We start from the raw sequence: 21887 nt of genomic DNA, 5'->3' as shown, positions 1-21887 counted from the left end.
AATAAAACAGTTTATTTGTGATGAAATCTAAAATGCTTATAACTCGCAATCCAATTAAAAATTGTCTTTGAGTTCTCTTAAGCGCTGAAACGCTTCAACACTTTCTGCACGTAAAAATGGATTGGTTTCTAGTTCTAATTCAATGCTGCTTGGCAAAGTACATTTCCCGAGCATGCGTAGGGATTCAACCTCATCAAACCGCTGTTGTATGGCAAGGTTGTCAGGTTCAACATGCCGCGCAAACTGCGCATTCGATAGGGTGTATTCGTGAGTACAATACACTTGAGTTTCAGCAGGGAATGCGGCTATACGGTTCAAGGAATCGTACATTTGTTGAAAGGTGCCTTCAAATACACGTCCACAGCCCATAGCAAATAATACATCGCCACAGAAAAGTGTATGAATGTCATCGATAAAATATACGATATGACCGAGGGTGTGGCCGGGCGTTGCTGTTATTTCAACTTCAAGACCATGAAATTCAAAACGGTCATTATGATCGAGAGGATAATTCACCCATGGAATACGGCTCAATTCTGCACGGGGACCGTAAACAGCAATGTTTTTATCCTGAATAAGTTCTGGTACGCCACCGACGTGATCTTTATGCCAATGCGTTAGCCAAATTTGCGTAAGATTGAGTTGATGTTCCTGACAATAGCGCTCGACCAAGGCAGCTTCAGTAGGATCTACTGCAATGACATCATGGCTTTCGGTGTGTTCAAGCAGCCAAATATAATTTTGCAGTGAATTTTTGACATCCAATGTATGTATTTTAAACGTCATATCCATTCATTCAATATTTAAAATTAAGTTAAAGTTAGCATGAAAATGCTCAAAAGGTATGATTATCGATTTTCAACCCTAGGTAAACGACAGAGTTCATAGCACTATTTTAGTCTGGTGTCTCGTCTACAGATACGGGATTACCAATGGTATAAAAGTGCCCGCCAGCAACATGGTGTAGGCTTTTCCATTCATCTGCTACTTCATGATAATACCAATGTCCGTTACGGAAGACGCGGTCGTCTGCATAGGCAGCAATGACTTCGCCAATAAACAGATCGTGCGCTTGTTGATTGTGAGGTTCAGGAATAAGTTTGCACAGTAGCCAAGCAGCACAACCTTCAACTACAGGAATATCTGAGTGATTAAATTGAAATAATTCTACGCCACATTGGCGCAATTTTTCTGGCGCATCACGTTGGCTCATCATGCCAAGTGCATAGACCAGTTTGAGTTGTTTCAGTGTTGGTACTTGTAAGGCGAAATAACCTGAATTTTCAATAATCTCACGTGTTTTAGTTGATTTATCCAGTACTACCGTCACTTTTGCAGGGTTGAACTCTAAGGCGCATGCCCATGCTGCAGTCATCACACCAGTATGGGTTTGATCCTGAGCAGAGACGAGCACAGTCGGGCCATGATTTAAAAGTCGGTATGATTTTTCTAAAGGAACAGGGTGAATATGCGTTTTCAAAATTGTACCTATATTTAAGTGCATCTAAAACTTAGATGTTTTATTAAAAAGTGTTGTTACATAGCATATAACGCATGAAATATTTTCAAAAGCCTTTAATATAAATCACTAAATCAGGAGTTCTATCAATGAAAATGTATCAAGTGGACGCATTTACCCAAGTGTTATTTAAAGGCAACCCAGCGGCGGTTTTGGTGTTGGATGAATGGTTAGATGAACACTTGATGCAACAGATTGCTTTGGAAAATAATCTGTCTGAAACTGCATTTGTGAAAAAAATCGACAGCAGCAATTATGAAATTCGTTGGTTTACGCCGACCACTGAAGTGGATTTTTGTGGACATGCGACATTGGCCAGCAGTTATGTGCTTTTTGAGTTTTATACTGTAGAAAAAAACATCCAATTTCATGTCAAAAATCTCGGTATTTTTAGCGTAAATAAAGCTGAAGATGGAAAAATTCTGATGAATTTCCCTGTGCGTCGGGCACAGGTCGTGAGCGAATATCCTGAAGAGCTACGTCTAGGGTTGAGTCAACCTTTTAAGCAGGTTTATCTGAATGCGCAGGCGTATATCGTGGAATACGAAACGGCTCAACAGGTTTTGGATGAACAACCGAATTTTGAAATTTTAAAACGACTCGGCAAAATCCGCACTGCAATTACAGCGCCGGGTACGATCACTGATGTTGCAATCACTGCGGCAGCCCAGCAATATGACTGCATTTCACGCTATTTTGCACCGGGTAATGGCATCAATGAAGATCCTGTTACGGGTTCTATTCATACCGGAATCGTGCCTATTTGGGCAGAACGTCTACACCAGCGTCAGATCTTGGCGTATCAAGCATCAAGCCGTGGTGGTGAGTTACATTGTCAAATGCTCGAAAATGACCGTATAGAAATCTCAGGCTATGCTTGTTTATATATGCAGTCTGACATTTATATCTGAACATAAATCAAATACATGCTGTCTCATTCTGCAGCATGTATTTAATAAAAAGTAACTATTAATCCAGAAAAGCTCAGCATAAAATCAAAACCAATCTGATCGACAGCACTGCGCTGATCGATGCTAAATATAAAGGACACTTGAATTACATGCGTATTAAACATTTAACGCTTTCACTTTTTTTTGCAGGTTTAAGTACAAGCCTCTTTGCTCAACCTGTATTGGTTAAAACTGAACAAGCCATTGAAGAATATAAATTAGATAACGGTTTTCGTGTGGTTTTGGCGCAAAACGATAAAGAAAGCAAAGTGTTTATGAATACGGTGTATTTCACGGGTTCTTTAAATGACCCTGCGGGCAAAGGTGGTTTGGCACATTTGCTCGAACATTTGGCCTTTAAAGGCACTGAAAATGTCAAAGGTGATGAATTTCAGCGTCGCTTAGACCAATTCACGCTGATGACCAATGCCAGTACGGATTATTATTCAACGAAATACACCAATGTGATTCGTCCTGAACAAAGTTCGATTGACCAAGTTTTGCATTTGGAAGCAGAACGGATGGACAAATTGGTACTTCAGGAAAAATTTGTACCGACAGAAATTGATATCGTTAAGCGTGAACGTGAAATTCGTTTAGATCAGCCATTTTCAGTGTTAATCGACCAAGTTTTAAAAGAAGCCTATGGCAATCAATCTTTAGGTCGTTTACCGATTGGTGATTTGAAAGAACTTCAATCGATCAATATGAACGAATTAAACCAGTTCTATCGCCGTTGGTATGCGCCAAATAATGCAGTGATGGTGATTTCTGGTAAGTTTGATAAAGCGGCTGTATTAAAACAAATTGATCAACAATTTAGCCCAATTGCCGCACGTCAAATTCCTGAACAGGCCAAAGTCCCTAAATTAGATGGAACGAAATTAAAGCAACGCGAATTTACTGTTCATAAGGGTAGTGACTTTGGCAAATTTAATATTTATTTAAATGGTGCAGTCGAACCGATTAAAACTGCTTTGGCGGTATCTCCAACTTTGTATACCTTACAGCCAAGTGGACATTTGTATCAAAGCATGGTGGAAACAGGGACAGCAACCGCAGTTCAATCGACCACATGGTTAGATAAAGATTTTAATTTGGTGTTAATGGGGGCGATATATGGCCCAAGTCATGATGCAAACAAAGTGGCAACCAGTCTTGCACAAGGTGTGGAGCAGAACAAAGCCTTTAACGATGTTGAACTGAACCGTGTTAAAAGCTTGACTCGAAATATGGCTGACAATGTTAAGAATAGCGCTACGGCTCTTGGCGAACGTCTCAGTTCTTATACTGTGGCTTATAACGGGGACTGGTCTCAATATTTCCGAGACTTAGATAAAGTACAAAAGCTGAGTGTAAGCGACGTGAATCAAGTGTATAAGGATTTTCTAAAGCCTGAATACCGAGTCACAGGAAATATTCTACCAACACCTGAAGACCAAAAGAAAGTACAGCAACAGGTTGCGTCGAAACCTGCTGAAACTTTAGATCAGCAAGCGCCTGCAGAAGAGCCGTTGAAAGATGCGAGTGTTTATCGTGCTGAAGTGAAGCAATATGTTGCAGAGTCTAAGCAATATTTAAATCAGAAAGAAAAGCAGATTCAGCGCGCTAAATTTAAAAACGGCATTCAGTATGCGTTGTTTCCAACTAAAACCCGTGATGACAAAACCTATGCCACGATTGCTTTGGATTTTGGTACAGCACAAAGCTTAATGAACAAAGGGGAGTTACTAGATTTGACAGCTTACCTCATGTTCCGTGCATCTAAAGATCAAAGTTTGCAGCAAATTGCCGATAAAATTATTGATGTTGGTGGTGGTGCAACGGTCAGTGCAAATGATAATGGTCTCATGATTCAGGTGGTTGCTCGCAAAGAAAAATTTGCTGACTTTTTGCAATATGTCATTGATGTTATTAAAGCGCCAGCATTTGAACAATCACAATTTGATTTAATCAAAGCGCAAAGTTTGTCGAGTTTGGATCGACCTTATACAGAGCCTGATACCGTTGCAGCAATGACTCTGTCGCGTATTGTTGAGATCTATCAGCCGGGGGATATTCGTTATCACTTCGAACCTGAACTTGCGAAAAAACAAATTGAGTCGGCTACACGTGATCAAGTGCAGCAGTTACATCAGAAATTCTTTAAAACACAGCACGCACAAATTGCGGTAACAGGTGATTTTGATACCAAGCAAATAGAAAAAATTCTGAAAAAAGAATTTGCAGATTGGAAAACGAGCGAGCCATATCAACGCTTAGAGTCTACATTTACAGCGTATCCTGCACAGAAAGTGCATGCATTGTCTGAACAGCGTGAGTTTGGTAGTTACCAAGCCATTATGACTCTACCTGTAGGTGTAGAGCATACCGATTCTCCTGCGTTACAAGTATTACGCCACATACTTGGTGATTCACAGTTGTCTTCACGTCTAGCTCAAGAGTTACGTGAAAAGAATGCTCTGGTTTATGGTTTTAGTGCAGACATTAATTTTGATGAGTGGGTGAATTCGGGTGTCCTGAGTATTGATGCAAACTACACTGCAGGTAAATCTGCACAAGTTTCTCAGTCTGTTCATAAAGTTTTGCAAAACTTATTGAAAAATGGCGTGACGGAACAGGAAGTAGAAGCAGCCAAAGCTAGTATTTTGAAAAAGCGTTTAACTGCACTTGAAGATGACCGTCGCATTCATAGCATGTTAATTCCACAGTTAGAAAAAGGTCGTGATTTAAACTATCGTGAAAAGCGTGATCAACGCATTGCTAGTTTGACCAAAGCGGATGTTAATGCTGTCATCAAAAAATATATTCAACCTGAGCGTTTGGTTGAGGTGATGGCTGACCAATATGGTCAAGCTGTAAAATCTACTCAAAAATAAACTTAATAAAAAAATCCTCCATCTGGAGGATTTTTTTGAGCTACATAGTATGACTTGATTGCAAGATTATCTTAACGAACTTATAGACGGTAGAACTGACGGGCATTTTGTTGGAAGACTAAAGTCAGTGCATCAGGATCATAACTCGCGACCGCATCTGAAAAGGCGTCAATAATATTCACCAAGGATGCACTCACACTATCCATCGGGAAGTTAGAGCCAAACATCACACGGTATTTCCCAAAGCATTGTAGAGCATGAGAAATAAGCGGAAAGGCGCAATCGAAAATCTCTTGTTTGGATGCAAGGCGTTGTTCTTTATGAAACTGATGACCCAGCACCGGCATGAATAATCCAGACATTTTGGTATAAACATTTGGGCAACTTGCCAGTTCAGCTAAATCATCTTTCCAACGAAACAAGATATTGTCACGTGAAGTTTGGGTTAAGCCTGTATGTGAGCCGACAGGTCCAAAGGCACCGACAGGTGTCCCAAAATGATCCAGAACGATAGATGTTTCAGGGAAAGCACGTGCTAAAGCGGTTAAATCACGAATTTGGTCTGAATAAACCCATGCATCAAAACTTAAATTCATTTGAGCAAGAGCTTCAAAACCTTTCATAAATTTTTTATTGGTATAGAGATGCGGCTCATTGGTCCATGCATGAACTTTTGGGTCTTCATGTACAGCTGCCATTTTTCGTATGCCACGAAAATGTGGGGAGGCTTGTTTATGCATTTTAAGAATTTTCTTAAAACTACTGTCACATGGGTCTGCAGTGCCGACTATGGCGCCAAGTTTAATCTTTTGAGCATTAAAATCTAAGGATTCAATAAACTTGGTTTCACCAACTACCCCTTTACCTTTATGGTCATGCCAGCTCGCTTCTACATGTACGATTTGATCGACCTGATAATGTCCTGCATCTTGCTTATAATTTTCAGGCAAATACGGTGTCGTCACATGTTTGGTCAAACCAACTGTGTCAATTAACTCTTGCGGCTTAACTAAGCGCATCATTTTGTCGAGCAAGTAGGGATGTTTACCCAATAATTTCACGGCAAGTGAAGCGGCATGTGGGGTATTGTACGGATCCCATTGATGTATATGTGAATCCACGATGGCAAAATCGAGCGTCTGCATTGCTATCCTTGTCCTTAAAACCATGTCCATTTCTTGCGTATTTCATTGTATTTCCGAATACGCGAGGCACTGAAAATAGTTTGAATGATGAAAATACAACGTTATAACTGAATATTAAATCAAAGCTTTGTGAAAGAGAAGTTGTATAAAAAAAGCCCCGAAGGGCTTTTGATTAATGCTGATGATCGTGGTCGTGATCATGCTTATTTGCATGGAATTCTTCGTTATGACGGAAGCGAAGATAGTTTTCAAACTGTTCGCAATATTCATCATAATTATCTTCAAGCATCATTTGAAATTGTTGAAGAATATAAGACATCACTTGATCTTTGGCATCACGCATTTCTTTGCCATCTTTGAAGCCATTTGCAGCAACCCAAGTATTAAAGCGAGCAGTACCAAATAACATGGCAGCACTTACTTGACCGCGCATTTCTGCAGGTTTGACTTGAGAACCTTTTTCAACACGACAAAATTCATTGGCTTGTTTAATAAATTCATCCGCACGTTCAAAGAAAGCTGCATTCAACGCTTCTTCTTCGGTTACATCAGTAGCTTCAATCTTTTGAACCATGAATGTGTCCTAGCATAAAAATCTAATGCAGTATTATAGGCAAAGCCTTGCAGAAACTAAACCTTTGACTTAATCTAAAAATAGCCTAAGTAGAATGGAATGCTCCATGCAAGATGCAATCGCAGTGCAAAGTCTGAAAAGTGATATTGGATTACTTCGACAAAATGCTTGGCCGCCCTCAACCTTAGCCAATGTAGAAGGGCTGCCCATTTATTATGGTACACAATCTGAAGTAGCCGAATATTATGCGCAGTGGACTGGCTTAATTGAACGTGCTCAGGAATTATTTCAGCCTTTTATGGAAGATGAAGTCCTCGATGCAGTCCATTTGCCGAGTCATTTGAATCTGCCGCTTTTTTATTTTCACGTGGATCGTATTCGAATTAACAAAACACGTGCGAAAGAATCTAAAACCTTTCGTGGTATTGCCAGCTTAGTTGAAAAATGTGGGCAATTTGAAGCAGGTCAAATTCAAGCGATGCGGCTATGGCTAGACAGCGATGATACGGCAGCTTTGGTCGCACACCGTGAATTTATTGACCTCAGAACCTATGTATTTCAACATGGACAAAGTGAATACACCCGTACCCGTTTTTATGTGAATGGCATTGTACTCAGTGTCGAAAACGACTTTAAATTGGTGGATGCCCGTGATAAACCACGTAAAGCTCGTAGTGATAGCTATAGTGACCCATTAGCAGATAACAATACGTGGAAAATCTTTGGGAAATATCGTTAATCAAATGTTTTGACGACATTAGTTAGAGCGTGGACTTAGTTCGCTGCACAAGGAAGCTTTGGATTATTTAATCCACGCCCTAATGTGAAAATAGCCACTATGGCGAAGGCGACAAAGATCATCACCGAATACAATAAGGTATTGGCATTAAAATGATCGACAATATAGCCACCAAATAGAGAGCCACACGCAATCATGAGTTGGAAAATACCAATAAACAGCGGCATGCCTTTTTCAACAGCTTCAGGGGCATGTACAAACATCCAGATATTGGCCGTTGTAGGAAATGCACCAAAGGCGAAACCCCATAATGCGGTTAAAAGATATGCACCGAATAAGTGAACTGCAAAGTGTGGAAAGCTAAAAAATACCACGATAAAACTGAAGGCGACAAAAACAAGGGTATAGCGGACATTGATGTTACTGCTATAACCCGCAAATAAATTACCAAAGAAACCTGCGATGCCGTAGATCAATAATAATGAACTGATGGTGGTCGCATCAAAGCCTGCATGATTCTTAAAAAATGGGGCGAGATAGCTATAAGAAGAAAAATGAGCAAAACCAATTAATAAAATAATAATCAGGCCTTTACGTGCTTTATCATGTTGAATCAGTGCAGGTAAATCACTAAATCGAATAGCCGAAGTGGGTGGAAGTTTTGGGAGAAATTTGATTTCTAAAACTAAAATGACGATGCCAATCGCTGCAATGATTTGAAACGCACTACGCCAACCTAACCAGTCACTCAACCATGTACCTAATGGAACACCTAAAACCGTCGCTAAGGTAACTCCTGCCATGACGATCGCAGTGGCTGTGGCTATGGCGAGATGACTGGGTGCGATACGTCCACTCAAGGCTATGGCTGTTGCCCAAAATCCACCGATAGCGATGCCCAGTAGAAAACGGCTAAACAACAACAGTGCAAAACTTTCTGCGAAGCCAGTTATAAAATTAGCAATGACCATAATCACGGTTAAGGCAATCAGTAAGATACGACGGTCAAGTTGCTTCACAGCAATAGAAAGCAGGGGCGCTGCGACCGCACCCATAATGCCAGGGAGGGTAATCACCCAACCTGCGGTACCTACACTAATCTTTAAATCAAGAGCAATGGCATTTAACACACCAATAGGTAAAAACTCACTGGTGACTAGTGCGAAAGCTGTAATGGCAACCGTGAGGATTGCAAACCAATTCCCTTGATTGGGAGAAGATTCATCAGGCTGCTGCGTCAACTGTTTATCTGGTTTTAAAGCTGTAGCATGCGGATTCATAGCGTTACACCTTAATTATTTAATTTAATAGTGACTGTTATAAAAATAAATTATTTGATTAAATTGTGAGCGTCAATTATTTTATTAGTGAACGTTATAAAATATAAATGTTAGCTTATGATGAATGATTCAAAGCAAGAAAATCAGCACGCTAATCCAGCCGATTCGGTCAAGAAGCGTGGACGACCTAAATGTTTTAATGAACAGCAAGCCTTGGAAAAGGCGATGATGTTGTTTTGGCAATTTGGCTATGAAGGAACGTCCATCAGTGATTTAACTCAAGCTTTGAATATCACCGCACCTAGCCTATATGGCACATTTGGCGACAAAACGGCGCTTTTTGAAAAATGTATTGAATACTATAGTGAACACGAAGTTCAGCCTGCAGAAAAAATTCTACAAGCAGGTCAAACGGCTAAAATTGCGATGGAATTGTACCTATATGACAGTATTCAGCATTTGGTACAAGCCAATAAACCTAAAGGTTGTATGGTGGTGGTGGCAACAATGAATTGTTCACAGCAAAACCAAACCGTACAAGAACAGCTCAAACAACGTCGTGCCTATACTAAAACAAAAATTATGGATCGGCTCGCTATAGGCGTGCAAAATTCGGAAATTGAAAGTTTGGCTCATGCAGAGCAATTGACTGATTTTTATATGACCTTATTGCAAGGGATGACCATACAAGCACGTGATGGTATGGCCTTGACGCAATTACAGCGTATGGTGAGTAATGCGATGAAATCATGGGGATTATTAGCACAAGGTCAAATCAGTATGGATTATGAATTAAACTCCCAATAGCAGCGTAGCCTTAAGGCAATTTTCTTAGTTTTTTAAATGACTGTTATACAAAAACAATTTTTTGACGCTTATTTGCAGGGATGAATTTTAATGTCGCCCAATTCCATCACACTGATATAACCATCAACCGCAATTAAATTGTCACTTTGACTCGATAGAGTTAGACATTCTCCAGACTTGACGCTGGATAGTAGCTGACCTTGCTGCGGATTCAAGTTCATACTGTAAATACTCAGTGTGCCAGCATCGGTTTTGATTTGGTAAGACTCATCACCATAGTCCTCATTATTATTGCGCAGGACTTTAAAGGTTCGTCGTGTCTGATCAAAGTTTTGAGTTGGAGAAAGCGGCTTTTCTACTTGTAAGGATGCCGTGCGCCTTAATTCGGTGCTTTGCATAGGCTTATGTTGTTCACTACAAGCACTTAGTAATGGGAAAAGGATAAATATAAGTGAAAATGAAAATAGGGGATGAATTACAGGTATGTGACTATTCAACATAAAACCACCCTGAATCTAATTTTTCAGATAGCTTATTTTAAAAGTTTTTATCCAGAAAACAAAAATAATAGCTTCTCAAAATATTTCAATGTAACTGAGTCAAACTAAAGAAATGATGAATTGAAATTAACCGACTTTGAATCTGAATGTTCAACAAATGAATATCTATATGGCAATGTGGGATGCCAATAAAAAGGGAGACTCATTGAATCTCCCTTTTTGATTTTACTTAATGAGTTTTCGACTCACAAGGAATTGTTCTGTCGCTTCTAATAGCTTATCAGCATAAACCTCTAGTTTTGCAGTCAACCAACCGAGAACAAACCAATCGCTAGCTTCCAGCTCTGTTTGCTGAATATACTGTGCAGAAGAGGAAAGGACTTGGTATTCCTGTGCCGCAACTTGTGCATCATTGAGTGCTTTACTGTATTTCTGCAAATTTTTTACATCGTAAATCGACGTCAAAATTGGGAAGCTAAATTTAAGCTCTTGTATGCGTTGAGAAAGCACGTCTAAGCTTTCAAAATTGTTAATGTCGGCATCATTTAAAGCCTCTTGGAGGGCTTTATATTGGTTTTGCAGGGTTGTTTGAGCATACCATTTAAAATCGTGTTGCTGCGGTGCATCCTCCACTTTCAAACTAAACATTAAAAGCTCAAGATAATGATGTACATTTTGAGTCGATTTAACCAAATTGCCTAACTTCTCTTTGCAATACAAAATATCTTTAGTTAAATTTTCTGAAGTCGTTGGGTTTTGTAAAAAGCCACCCAAGGTATTTTGCATGTGTTCAAAATGGTGTAATTGTTCAAATTGCTGCTTAAATGCACCCAATTGCATAGCCCATTTTTCAACGATATCACTGTTCCAATCTTTAAATAGCGAAATGGTTAATTGTAAATGATGGAGTGCTTTCTGAGCTTGTATAATGTGCTCAGCCTGAGCCACACCTGCAGAAATTGCGGCAATATTAGGCAGAAGGTGCTGCATTTCCTGTGCGATTAAAAGTCGTAAGTTTTTTGCGGCAGTATCTTTTTTACTGAGTTGAAATTCTTTAGCTTCAACTGCTGGACTCACAGTTTGATTCAATGCCAGCAAGTTACCAATTTCCGCTTTACTGCGAACGTCTAACCACAAATGGTACTTTTTAACCCATTCAAAACTAAAGGCTAGAAGCGATTGAATAGAGCCACTTTTAAGTTCAAATTCAACTTCGTGAACCTCTGTTTCTGTGCTGTTGCTACGGATACAGCCGACATCTAAGCTAACTTCGATCTTGGCGTCTTCAAACTCTATGACGCGATAAGTTCTCAGAATATCTGTTTCAAACTGAAGTTGTAGAGAATCTTGCTGATCACCTAAAGTGGTTTTTAAAACCGATTGAACTTCAGCTTCATTGGCATAGACCGATAAATCTAGGGCAGGGGCTTGTTCATGCTCGCCCAAATCTAAGTTATGTTCAAACCGTTCAATGTGACTTTTACCTGCAGCTTTCAGGGTTTGAATCCAGCGCGTTCCTTCTAAACGTTGACGCAAAGCTGCATGCTGCTGTGCCATTTTTCGATCTGGGGTATCAAAATATTTAGCTTTAAGTTGAATTTGTTCCGATTTTTTTGGATCGAGTGCTTTTAATAATGCAGTTCGACGTGCTTCTGGAATCTGGAACTTTAATTCAACTTCAACCATGGTTTTCTGTCCTGATGTTACAACTTCATAATCTGGCATGAAGCGATCTCTAAATTTTTATAAAAATGAAAAACTAAATCGTACGTAAATTTTCTATGAGCTAAACGCGTTTCGATTGTAGCGAAAAACAGTTGAGAAGTAAGACTTGACTGATTTGAAAGCGCTGATTTTGGCCAAAGAAAAGTTTTAAAAATGGATATTCCTCAATTGTATAATTCACAATAGTTCAATTTTCATTGGAACAAAATAAAATTTTACGCCTTTAAAGTGGGCGAGTTTTGAGCTATGTTGATTAAAATAAGTTCAGGATGAGCACAAAATGAATTCACAAGTACAACCCGAGTTTAATCGAGATTTAAAGCCCGAATTTCAGTTACCTATTCGTGACTACTCGCAATTTTATCGATTTTATTTGACTGAACATCGAAATATCATGAGCCGACGTTTACATGCCACAGGCAGCAGTATAGGACTCTATTTCTTTGCAAAAGCAATTTTAAAAAGACAACCGAAGTATTTTGTTTATGGCCTGGTTTCAGGCTATGCCTGTGCATGGGTCGGACATTTTTTCTTTGAAAAAAATAAGCCAGCTAGTTTCAAGCAACCTTTGTACAGTTTTATTTCCGATTGGCGCATGCTGTCTGATATTGTGAAGGGGAACTTAAGCTTAAAAGACCGCAATTTAGATAAGATTGATAGTTAATTGTTTATTAATCAAACGCTTAATTTTTATGGATATGGGTGTGATTTTTTTGAGTAAATGACTTGCAAAATTAGAGTGATTAGTCTAATAATGTTCATATTGTTTATTTACTCCTTATCTAAAACATGAATAGTCGATAAACCCCAGTTTTCCGAGCCTAGAGTGACCTTCTCTAGGCTTTTTTTATGGCCTTAGAAAAGTCTATTGTTTGAAATATATAACAATAAAAACTTTTATAAAATAGGTTAGACTTTTTGATGCTCTGAACGCTCCCCAAAACGTTTCTTACCGAGCACCAAAAAGTCTAATAGGTTACACATTTTTATTTTTATAAAAGTGTTGTGTTTTTATGCGCTGCGTTTTGAGTTCTTCTGGTGCACTATTAAATAATTTGTATCAGTTTTGTTCTATACCTGAAAATAGGTATTTTTTGCCATTTTCTATAGAAAATTTAATTAAACATTTATATAAGTAGTCCTGTGAAAAGGAATATAACTTTCTCAGCAGCAAAGCATTAAAATTTTATGTCCCAAGCAACATTTCACAGACCTAATCGTTATAATATTCAAAAGTTTTAAGTTGTGATTGAACTATGCGTGGTTTATACCTCATTACCAATGATGATCCTATCGAATTGCTTTTAGCCAAGCTTGAAGGCGCGATGGCAACTTATGAAGTTGCTGTTTTGCAATATCGCCGTAAAAAAGTGGCAAAGGAAGATCAGGCTTATGAAATTGAATACATGAAAAATATGTGTAATCAGTACAAAGTGCCTTTTGTTATTAATGACGATCTAGAAACTGCAGTTCAATATGGTGTGGGTGTCCATTTAGGGCAAGATGACGGTTCAATTGCTGAAGCTGTAGCACGCTTACCTAAAAATGTTTTGATCGGTCGAAGCTGTAATAACTCTTTAGAGCTGGCTGAGCAGGCGATTGCAGACGGTGCAAACTATGTGGCTTTTGGCGCTATTTTTGCAACTGAAACCAAGCCTGAAGCAGGCAATATTGGCTTAGAAACGCTAAAACAAGCCAAAGCGAAACTAAATGTACCAATTTGTGCAATTGGTGGTTTAACTGTAGAGAACTCCGCTGAAGTGATTGAAGCGGGTGCTGATCTTTGTGCTGTGATTAGTGATGTATTAGGTCGTTCAATGTCTGCTGTAAGCAGTCGTGTTTATGAATGGTCTGAGCTTTTTGCTGAACAAGCTTAATTTTATTTTTTAGATTGAATAAGTAGAGAATTTTTATGAGCTTATCTGCTAAGCAAGAACAATTATTTAAACAAGCCAGCAAGCATATTCCTGGCGGCGTAAACTCTCCTGTACGCGCATTTAATGGTGTAGGCGGTACACCGGTATTTATCGAAAAAGCGCAAGGCGCATATCTCTATGACGTAGACGGAAAACGCTATGTCGACTATGTCGGTTCTTGGGGGCCAATGATTTTAGGCCATGCTCAGCCAGATATTATTAAAGCGGTTCAAGACGCGGCTGTTGATGGTTTAAGTTTTGGTGCGCCAACTGTACATGAAACCACTTTGGCGGACATCATTTGCGAAATTATGCCGTCTATTGAATTGGTTCGTATGACCAACTCAGGGACTGAAGCGACTATGACCGCCATCCGTCTTGCTCGTGGCTACACCGGCCGTGACAAGATTGTAAAATTCGAAGGCTGCTACCATGGCCATTCAGATTCGCTTTTAGTGAAAGCGGGTTCTGGCCTACTTACTAAAGGTGAGGGTGAAGCGACTTCTGCAGGTGTTCCAGCTGATTTCGCCAAACACACTTTAACACTGCCGTATAACGATATTGCGATGCTTAAAGAATGCTTTGCAAAATTCGGTTCAGAAATTGCAGGTGTAATTGTCGAGCCAGTTGCAGGCAACATGAACTTGGTGAAACCTATAGAGGGTTTCTTGCAAGCAATTCGCGATGTGTGTGATGAGCATGGTTCGGTCTTTATCATTGATGAAGTAATGACAGGTTTCCGTGTCGGTCTTGGTGGTGCGCAAGCGCATTATGGCGTAACGCCTGACTTGACCACATTAGGTAAGATCATTGGTGCTGGCTTGCCAGTCGGTGCATTTGGCGGTAAACGCGAAGTAATGGAATGCATCGCGCCGCTTGGTAAGGTATATCAAGCAGGCACACTATCAGGCAACCCACTTGCAATGCGTGCTGGTATTGAGATGTTTAAACATTTGCGTCAGCCAGGCTTTTATGAAACCTTAACTGAAAAATTGGCAGGCTTACTTGCTGGTTTACAAGCTGCTGCAGACGAGGCGGGCATTCCGTTCTTTACGCAGCAAGTAGGTGGAATGTTTGGTATTTACTTTACAGATCAAACTGAAATCACTGGTTTTGATTCAATTTTGAAATGTGATGTAGATGCGTTCCGCACTTTCTTCCATGGCATGCTGAAACGTGGTGTTAACCTTGCACCGTCTGCATTTGAAGCAGGGTTCTTCTCAAGTGCGCATAGCGATGAAGATATTACATTTACCATTGAAATGGCAAAAGAAGTTTTTGCCGAAATGAAGTAATTTTCATTTAAATTGGTAATTTCTGCTTTAGAATAAAGCCCGCAGCCTGCTGTGGGCTTTTTTTGTTGTTTTAAGTTCAGTTTTTTAAGAAAAGGATTTTTAAATGAAAACCAAGCATTATTTAACTTTGGCAGATGCAGAATTTTTACTAAACACAGCACATGCTTATGCAGTAGAAAATGGCTTTAATGTCAGCATTGCGGTAATGGATGAAACAGGTAATTTGTTGGCAATGAAACGTATGGATGGTGCATCGCCAATGACAGCAAATCTATGCTTAGAAAAAGCCAAATGTTCTGCGATTAGTCGCCGTCCTTCAAAATTATTTGAAGACATTATTAAAGGCGGCCAGATGGGGTTTTTGACTATGGATACCTTTTCGGGAATGTTGGAAGGTGGTGAGCCGATTTTGTATGAAGGGCAATTGGTGGGTGCAATGGGCGTGTCTGGGGTAAAGTCATTTCAAGATGCAGAAATTGCACAAGTGGCGATTGAGAAGTTTTTAGCGCAAGTATAAAACTTACTTAGAGATTTTTAAGTTTAGCTATATTGAAAATTCATAGTTTCATAGCCAATGATGCGTCGAACATGAATAATCACAAAAAAACCGTTCCAGTGCACTGTTTATTGGAATGGATTTAGTTAAGTTATTGATACTTATATGAAAATTTTAAGAGTTTCGTATAACGTTTATTATGTTAATTGTAAAAATAATTAAAAGTTTAGGAATACTAGTAGAATGCAGCTAATAGAAATAGAACCTTATTTTTGGGAACTATATGAGGATAGCGAAAATATATATCTCAATGTTTTTATAAATATAAGTGCAATTTCTTGGGAGAAAACTATCTGCCTAGATGAACAAGCGATTCAGCAGTATCAGACTCAAGGAAAAAGTTTTATTGATGGCTTAGCGAAAAGAATTGAAAGTAGCCAATTTGGAACAGATTATGAAAGATTTTACTCATATCTAGATGCTTCTAAAGAACAGAAAGAGGAAATGCTTCAAGCATTTAAAGAATATAGGGCTTAGCAAAATTAAATCCATTTAATATAATGAAGATTGTACGAAATGTTTATGTTTACATAGGTAAATAGCAAAGAACTTATTACTTTTGTGTATCTACGCTAGCATAAGTTTAATTTATGAATAATTAGTTGACTCATCTCCCATGCTGTACCCCATGCCTAAAAAAATCCAATTTGCACCTTCTCAAGCGAAATGGCAGCTGTCATCAACACAGTCGGCATTGGTGCTGGTTGGTTTACAAAATTTACGCATGCAGCAGGGCATACAAGATACGCAGCTGATGGAAAATTTGATCCAACTGACCAATAAAGCCAAAGCCTTAGAGATTCCAATTGTCGATTTATATGGTGATGATTTACTTCAAGGCATGCAGCAGCTCGGTGAATATGCAACAACACACCCGCAGCTCATCTTTGCAGGGCAAATCACGCCTATGCTGAAACAGATCTTGCCGCATCTATACAGCGTGACAGAGCAAATCTGTATTGTTGATGACGCAATTGTGCTAAGTAATCAGGAACAGCATATTCAGTGGGTGGACTCCTTGTCATGCCAAGGTATCCATCATATGAGTAGTTATAATTTGATGCGGCTTTGGAATCTGTCAGCGCCAACGGAATTCGTTTTGTCAGCCAAAGGCATATTATTGGCTATTGCAGAGCAGTTAAATATGGACGCTTTGGAAATTGACCCATTACAAGATTTACGTAGCTATGGATTGGATTCTGTGGCGATGGTGAGCTTGATTGGATTATGGCGTGCCAATGGTGCAAATATTCGTTATGAAGACTTTTTAGCAGATGCAAGTTTAAAAGCGTTGTTGGAAAAATTGCTCAGTTCTTGATAAAGACAGGGAATTGGGAAAATTTTTGTCTTAAATCGGAAAATACCTTGGGAAAAGAGGTTTTGTGCATTGTAATTGTTGGCTAAGCTTTTTATTATTGCCGCCTTGTTTTTCGAGATCAGAACTGGATTGAACTTTGAGTAATTTTCTAACCGAACACCTGATACATCGTGACACTGACTTTATGGTGATCCATAAACCAGCAGGTTTACTCACAGTTCCGGGAAAAACAGCAGATTTACAAGACTGTGTTATCAATCGATTATTACAAATTGAGCCGAATACTTTGCTCATCCATCGTTTGGATCGTGATACCTCAGGTATTTTGGTTTTTGCATTAACCCGTCAAGGGCAAAATCGAATTTCACGCCAGTTCCAAGAACGTCAAACTTCAAAAACATATCAGGCATTGGTTGCGGGTACGCTCGAAGGTGAAGGTACTGTTGATGTACCCGTCGTGTATGACCCAGAACATCCGCCAATGCATATTGCCGATCCTGCACATAATAAGCCTGCACTTACGCATTGGAAAGCCACTGAACATTTTGAGATTCAGGGGCAAGCCGTAACACGTGTAGTTTTAACGCCTATTACCGGTCGATCACATCAGCTTCGTGTTCATATGCAATATTTAGGTCATCCTATTGTAGGTGATACTTTGTATGCAACACCTGAGCAACAGCAGCTGATGCCGCGCTTATGTTTACATGCTGAGCGCTTGAGTTTTAACCATCCTGAAACTGAGCAAACAGTGGAATTTCACTGTCCTGTACCATTTTAGGAAAATCATTTAAATCCCTAAGAATTCTGCTCACTATTTAGTGGGCTTTATGTCAAAATATATTGCTTTATGGTCTAGATTTTTGCTCAAATAACGTTCACAGTTTGAGCATAATATTTTCAGACCGAACTTGAGAAAAAGGTGGAAAAATTGCAGCAGTTTGCTATTGGTCAACGTTGGTTATCAGATACAGAAACGGAACTGGGTTTAGGTGTTCTTATTGATGTTGATGAGCGATCGGTCAGCATTTTATTCCCGAAAAGTGATGAAACTCGTGTCTATGCCCGTCACAATGCACCTTTATCTCGTATTGTTTTCAATGTAAATGACGAAGTCCAAGACCAAGAAGGTCAAATTTGGATTGTCGAATCGCTTGAAGACCGTGGTGGTGTGGTTCGTTATAACGCGGTACGTAAACTGGCCGACGGTACAGAAGAACGTAAAGCACTGAATGAAACACGTATTGGTGCAAGTATTCAGTTAGCAAAACCATTAGACCGTTTACTTGCAAGCCAAGTAGACTATAAAGAATGGTATGACCTGCGTATCGAAGCATTGCTTCTTCAAGCCAATATGAAGTCTAGCCCTTTACGTGGCCTAGTGGGTTCACGTGTGGGTCTCATTCCACACCAACTGTATATTGCGCATGAAGTGGGTAAACGTTTTGCCCCACGTGTATTACTTGCTGACGAAGTCGGTTTAGGTAAAACCATCGAAGCCGGTCTGATCATTCATCAGCAACTCAAAACGGGTCGTTCAGAACGTATCTTGGTCTTAGTACCTGATTCATTGCAATATCAATGGATGATTGAAATGCGTCGTCGTTTCAATCTTGAGTTCTCATTATTTGACTTGACGCGTACAGCTTCGATTAAAGAACACGATCCAGACCTAAACCCATTCTTAACTGAACAATGCATTATTGCGAGTGTTGATTTGATGATCGACCATGATGACTTGCGTGAACAAGCGCTTGAAGCTGGTTTTGATTTGCTCGTGGTCGATGAAGCCCATCATTTAATGTGGTCAGAAGAAGAAGGCGGCAATGACCGTTATGACCTTGTTGAAGAACTTGCTGAAAAAACGCCGGGTGTCTTGTTATTAACCGCAACACCTGAACAATTAGGTGTGGAAAGTCACTTTGCTCGTTTACGTCTACTTGATCCACAACGTTTTAGTTCGCTTGATCGTTTCTTAGATGAAGAAGAGCAGTATCACCAAACAGCTAAAATTGCTGAAGTGCTGATGTCTGATCTGCCACTCGAAGAAGGGCATTTGGCAGCGATTGAAAGCCTATTAGGTCATCGAATTACTGACGAGCCAGAACAACGCTTCCGTGCCATTCACGAATTATTAGACCGTCATGGTACTGGTCGTATTTTATTCCGTAATACCCGTGAAGCGATTCAAGGCTTCCCAGGTCGTGACTGTCAGCCTGCACCATTACCTGCACCAGAAAACTGGTCTAAAGATGGCAAACTACGTGAACAAATGTGGCCTGAAGAAGCGCAGCTTGATGGCTCGTGGATGGAAACTGACCCACGTGTGATGTGGTTGATGGAACGTCTGCGTACAGACCTGAAACACAAAAAAGTGTTATTGATTGCACGCAGTGGTCCAGTGGTTGAGTCTTTAGAAAATGTACTTCGTTTGCATGCGGGTATTCGCACAGCGATGTTCCATGAAGGCATGAGTTTATTAGAACGTGACCAAGCAGCAGCTTACTTTGCTGAAGAGTCATACGGCGCGCAAATTTTACTCTGTTCAGAAATTGGTTCTGAAGGTCGTAACTTCCAGTTTGCATCGGACCTTGTGTTATTTGACTTACCTGCCAACCCAGATGTACTTGAACAACGTATTGGTCGTTTAGACCGTATTGGTCAAGAAAATCGTATTCAAATTCATGTGCCTTATTTGGTTGGTACTGCTCAAGAGCGTATGTTCCGTTGGTATAACGAAGCATTAAATATTTTCTGTAATATCTCGCCGACAGCGCAAACCTTACAAGAAAACTTCATCGTCAATCTGAAAGATTGTTTGTTGGCAGATAAAGGCCAAGAGTTTGAAGATTTGCTCGAAGCGGTGAGTGTACAACGTGAAGCACTTGAAGCTGAACTTCAAGAAGGTCGTGACCGTTTACTTGAGTACAACTCTTGCCGTCCAATCGTGGCGCAAGAAATTGTGACTGCACTTGAAGACTACGACGACAATACAACCTTACCAATGTTCATGAAGCGCTTCATGGCGTCGACAAACATTGATTTTGATGAGCAAAGTAACGGTACCGTGATCATCAAGCCAACGGATCAAATGCAAGTTCAAGGTCTGACTTTGGATGAAGAAGGTATGACGGCGACGTTCTATCGTGACCAAGCACAGATCCGTGAAGATGCTCAGTATTTAACACTTGAGCATCCATTCACTGAAAGTGTGATGGAAATGATTAATACACAAAGCTTTGGTAGTACCAACGTTGCTGTATTGAAATCGGCCGCTTTACCACAAGGTTCTGTGTTAATGGAAGTGTGGTTTAAAGTCGATGTGGTTGCACCAAAAGCATTGAATTTGCCGTCAAGTTTGCCACAACAGTTGGTTCGTGTATTACTGAGCGAAAAAGGTCAGGATTTATCGCAAAAAATTGCACCTGAAATTTTACGTCCTTATTTACATCATCTTGATGGCAACAGTTGCCGCCAAGTGGTTAAGGCGCGTCGTGATGTCATTGAACAGCGTTATACGCAAGCGCTTGAAATTGCTCGTGGTGCATTACCGGGTTTTAAACAACAAGCCAAAGAAATCTACGGTAGCAAATGGCAGTATGAAATTGACCGTTTGACTTATTTGAAGCAGTTCAACCCAAGTATTCGTGAAGACGAAATTGCACATTTACAAAAACTGCAAAAAGAAGGTTTAACACTGCTTGATGGTCTGGCGGTTACACCAGAAGCAATTCAAATTATGGTAGTGGTTAAGCCATAAGTTAAGAATCTTCAAAAAGCACCTTCGGGTGCTTTTTTTTATGGCTAAAAATATAACTGCAAAATTAATCACGACAGATTTACGCTAAATCTAAGTTTTGTATTGTTTATTTTTAATCTAAATTGTCGACATCGGCATAAAAAAAGTAACTATTCTTCAGCAATTCTACAGCTTGATCAAAGTCTTCATGTTCATCCAACATATAAAATATGGCTTCGAGCTTTGTATAGTCCGGATGATTTTTTGCTAACTGAATTTGGATCGTACATTGGTCTGCTTGGCTGCGTGTTGCATAATGAGCAGTAAGTAAATCAAAGTTGATGTCATTGCATAGCGGCTGTTTTAAGGCAATGGCACCACAATAAGCATGTATTTCAGGTAATAAACGTAAGACTAAATCAGCCTCTTTGCTTTCCGCCACGATGAGCTCTGGGTCTGCGGTCTTACACAAGGCGAGTACTTCAGTTAAAAGGGTTGAGTCATCTAGTGTATGGTCTAACACGATGACTTTTTGGGGTTGGGTTAAATCAAAGTCATTTATTAAAATCATAAAACCTCCTGAAAATAGAATGGTTATGCTTTATTTATCTGCGCTATTTATATGAAGTTGTGCTACGTATTGAGTCTAAATATTTATAAAAATAGTTTTGAATAATGTGTTTAGTCTAAGAATGTTCTAAAGTTAATCATGTCGTAGAAATGCAACGTTTTTTGATTCGAAGTTCAGTTAAATACTGAAATTGTAAAATGGGGCGCTTTGCTTCATGCTCATTGCTAGACCCAATATACATGCTTTGATTAGTAAAAGAATCGGCATCGCGACATAAATTGTCGTTATTGATATCGATTGAATCCTGAAAGTGAAATGATTAAATGTATTCGGACATATAGCGATAGCATCATAATCAAATGATTGTTCACGAA

The 21887-nt window shown here is 39.6% G+C and carries 20 protein-coding genes; 12 read left to right on the top strand and 8 right to left on the bottom strand.

Annotated elements, in window-relative coordinates:
- Positions 1-54: 54 nt before the first annotated feature.
- Complete coding sequence (gene gloB / locus AC4CU0_RS09075) at positions 55-786, bottom strand: hydroxyacylglutathione hydrolase (protein WP_180183911.1); 732 nt, start codon at positions 784-786, stop codon at positions 55-57.
- Positions 787-895: 109 nt separating this feature from the next.
- The gene (locus AC4CU0_RS09070) at positions 896-1504 is read right to left on the bottom strand and encodes a flavin reductase family protein (RefSeq protein ID WP_490742987.1); all 609 of its coding nucleotides are present in this window, start codon (positions 1502-1504) and stop codon (positions 896-898) included.
- 104 nt (positions 1505-1608) lie between these two features.
- On the opposite strand from AC4CU0_RS09070, the gene AC4CU0_RS09065 reads away from it, so the two are divergent.
- Together AC4CU0_RS09065 and AC4CU0_RS09060 are read left to right on the top strand one after the other, a co-directional pair.
- On the top strand, positions 1609-2430 hold the full coding sequence (locus AC4CU0_RS09065; protein ID WP_490742986.1) for a PhzF family phenazine biosynthesis protein: 822 nt from the start codon (positions 1609-1611) through the stop codon (positions 2428-2430).
- A gap of 149 nt (positions 2431-2579) precedes the next feature.
- A complete protein-coding gene (locus tag AC4CU0_RS09060; protein WP_490742985.1) occupies positions 2580-5348 on the top strand; it encodes a M16 family metallopeptidase in 2769 nt (922 codons plus the stop codon).
- Between the two features lie 80 nt (positions 5349-5428).
- On the opposite strand, the gene AC4CU0_RS09055 is transcribed toward AC4CU0_RS09060, so the two are convergent.
- Both AC4CU0_RS09055 and AC4CU0_RS09050 read right to left on the bottom strand, forming a co-directional pair.
- Positions 5429-6493 (bottom strand): amidohydrolase family protein, encoded by a 1065-nt coding sequence (locus AC4CU0_RS09055; RefSeq protein WP_180111719.1) that lies wholly within the window; start codon positions 6491-6493, stop codon positions 5429-5431.
- A 172-nt stretch (positions 6494-6665) separates the two neighbouring features.
- On the bottom strand, positions 6666-7067 hold the full coding sequence (locus tag AC4CU0_RS09050; RefSeq protein WP_078188837.1) for a DUF3144 domain-containing protein: 402 nt from the start codon (positions 7065-7067) through the stop codon (positions 6666-6668).
- A gap of 106 nt (positions 7068-7173) precedes the next feature.
- Between AC4CU0_RS09050 and AC4CU0_RS09045 the strand changes: the two genes are divergently transcribed.
- Positions 7174-7806 carry a hypothetical protein gene (locus AC4CU0_RS09045; protein ID WP_490742984.1) on the top strand — a complete coding sequence of 211 codons (633 nt, stop codon included), beginning with the start codon at positions 7174-7176 and terminating at the stop codon, positions 7804-7806.
- A gap of 35 nt (positions 7807-7841) precedes the next feature.
- Here AC4CU0_RS09045 and AC4CU0_RS09040 read toward each other — a convergent pair whose 3' ends face one another.
- Entirely contained in the window at positions 7842-9086 is a 1245-nt protein-coding gene (locus AC4CU0_RS09040) for an MFS transporter (RefSeq protein WP_490742983.1), read from the bottom strand.
- Between the two features lie 117 nt (positions 9087-9203).
- Between AC4CU0_RS09040 and AC4CU0_RS09035 the strand changes: the two genes are divergently transcribed.
- Positions 9204-9893: a TetR/AcrR family transcriptional regulator gene (locus AC4CU0_RS09035; RefSeq protein WP_249735044.1), complete on the top strand. Its 690-nt coding sequence runs from the start codon at positions 9204-9206 to the stop codon at positions 9891-9893.
- 68 nt (positions 9894-9961) lie between these two features.
- Here the strand turns inward: AC4CU0_RS09035 and AC4CU0_RS09030 are convergent, their stop codons facing one another.
- Together AC4CU0_RS09030 and AC4CU0_RS09025 are read right to left on the bottom strand one after the other, a co-directional pair.
- On the bottom strand, positions 9962-10291 hold the full coding sequence (locus AC4CU0_RS09030) for a hypothetical protein (protein WP_180084258.1): 330 nt from the start codon (positions 10289-10291) through the stop codon (positions 9962-9964).
- 327 nt (positions 10292-10618) lie between these two features.
- Positions 10619-12079, bottom strand: a complete 1461-nt coding sequence (locus AC4CU0_RS09025; protein ID WP_490743489.1) for a CYTH domain-containing protein — start codon at positions 12077-12079, stop codon at positions 10619-10621.
- A gap of 319 nt (positions 12080-12398) precedes the next feature.
- Here AC4CU0_RS09025 and AC4CU0_RS09020 point away from each other — a divergent pair, with 319 nt between their 5' ends.
- From AC4CU0_RS09020 to rapA, 8 genes are all read left to right on the top strand, one after another.
- The gene (locus tag AC4CU0_RS09020; protein ID WP_490742982.1) at positions 12399-12782 is read left to right on the top strand and encodes an Mpo1-like protein; all 384 of its coding nucleotides are present in this window, start codon (positions 12399-12401) and stop codon (positions 12780-12782) included.
- Positions 12783-13374: 592 nt separating this feature from the next.
- Complete coding sequence (thiE, locus tag AC4CU0_RS09015) at positions 13375-13995, top strand: thiamine phosphate synthase (protein ID WP_078188828.1); 621 nt, start codon at positions 13375-13377, stop codon at positions 13993-13995.
- A 35-nt stretch (positions 13996-14030) separates the two neighbouring features.
- Complete coding sequence (gene hemL, locus AC4CU0_RS09010; protein ID WP_490742981.1) at positions 14031-15329, top strand: glutamate-1-semialdehyde 2,1-aminomutase; 1299 nt, start codon at positions 14031-14033, stop codon at positions 15327-15329.
- A gap of 103 nt (positions 15330-15432) precedes the next feature.
- Positions 15433-15846, top strand: a complete 414-nt coding sequence (locus tag AC4CU0_RS09005) for a GlcG/HbpS family heme-binding protein (protein WP_490742980.1) — start codon at positions 15433-15435, stop codon at positions 15844-15846.
- 222 nt (positions 15847-16068) lie between these two features.
- Positions 16069-16362 carry a hypothetical protein gene (locus AC4CU0_RS09000; protein WP_490742979.1) on the top strand — a complete coding sequence of 98 codons (294 nt, stop codon included), beginning with the start codon at positions 16069-16071 and terminating at the stop codon, positions 16360-16362.
- A 139-nt stretch (positions 16363-16501) separates the two neighbouring features.
- The gene (locus AC4CU0_RS08995) at positions 16502-17203 is read left to right on the top strand and encodes a phosphopantetheine-binding protein (protein ID WP_490742978.1); all 702 of its coding nucleotides are present in this window, start codon (positions 16502-16504) and stop codon (positions 17201-17203) included.
- Between the two features lie 136 nt (positions 17204-17339).
- A complete protein-coding gene (locus AC4CU0_RS08990; protein WP_490742977.1) occupies positions 17340-17984 on the top strand; it encodes an RluA family pseudouridine synthase in 645 nt (214 codons plus the stop codon).
- A 141-nt stretch (positions 17985-18125) separates the two neighbouring features.
- On the top strand, positions 18126-20963 hold the full coding sequence (gene rapA / locus AC4CU0_RS08985) for an RNA polymerase-associated protein RapA (protein ID WP_490742976.1): 2838 nt from the start codon (positions 18126-18128) through the stop codon (positions 20961-20963).
- A 112-nt stretch (positions 20964-21075) separates the two neighbouring features.
- On the opposite strand, the gene AC4CU0_RS08980 is transcribed toward rapA, so the two are convergent.
- Positions 21076-21513: a hypothetical protein gene (locus tag AC4CU0_RS08980; protein WP_490742975.1), complete on the bottom strand. Its 438-nt coding sequence runs from the start codon at positions 21511-21513 to the stop codon at positions 21076-21078.
- Between the last annotated feature and the right edge of the window lie 374 nt (positions 21514-21887).

The sequence above is a fragment of the Acinetobacter sp. LipI_15 genome (assembly GCF_058242865.1).
Note: the sequence above shows the minus strand (reverse complement) of the source record. Positions and strands in the feature narration are given on the sequence as shown.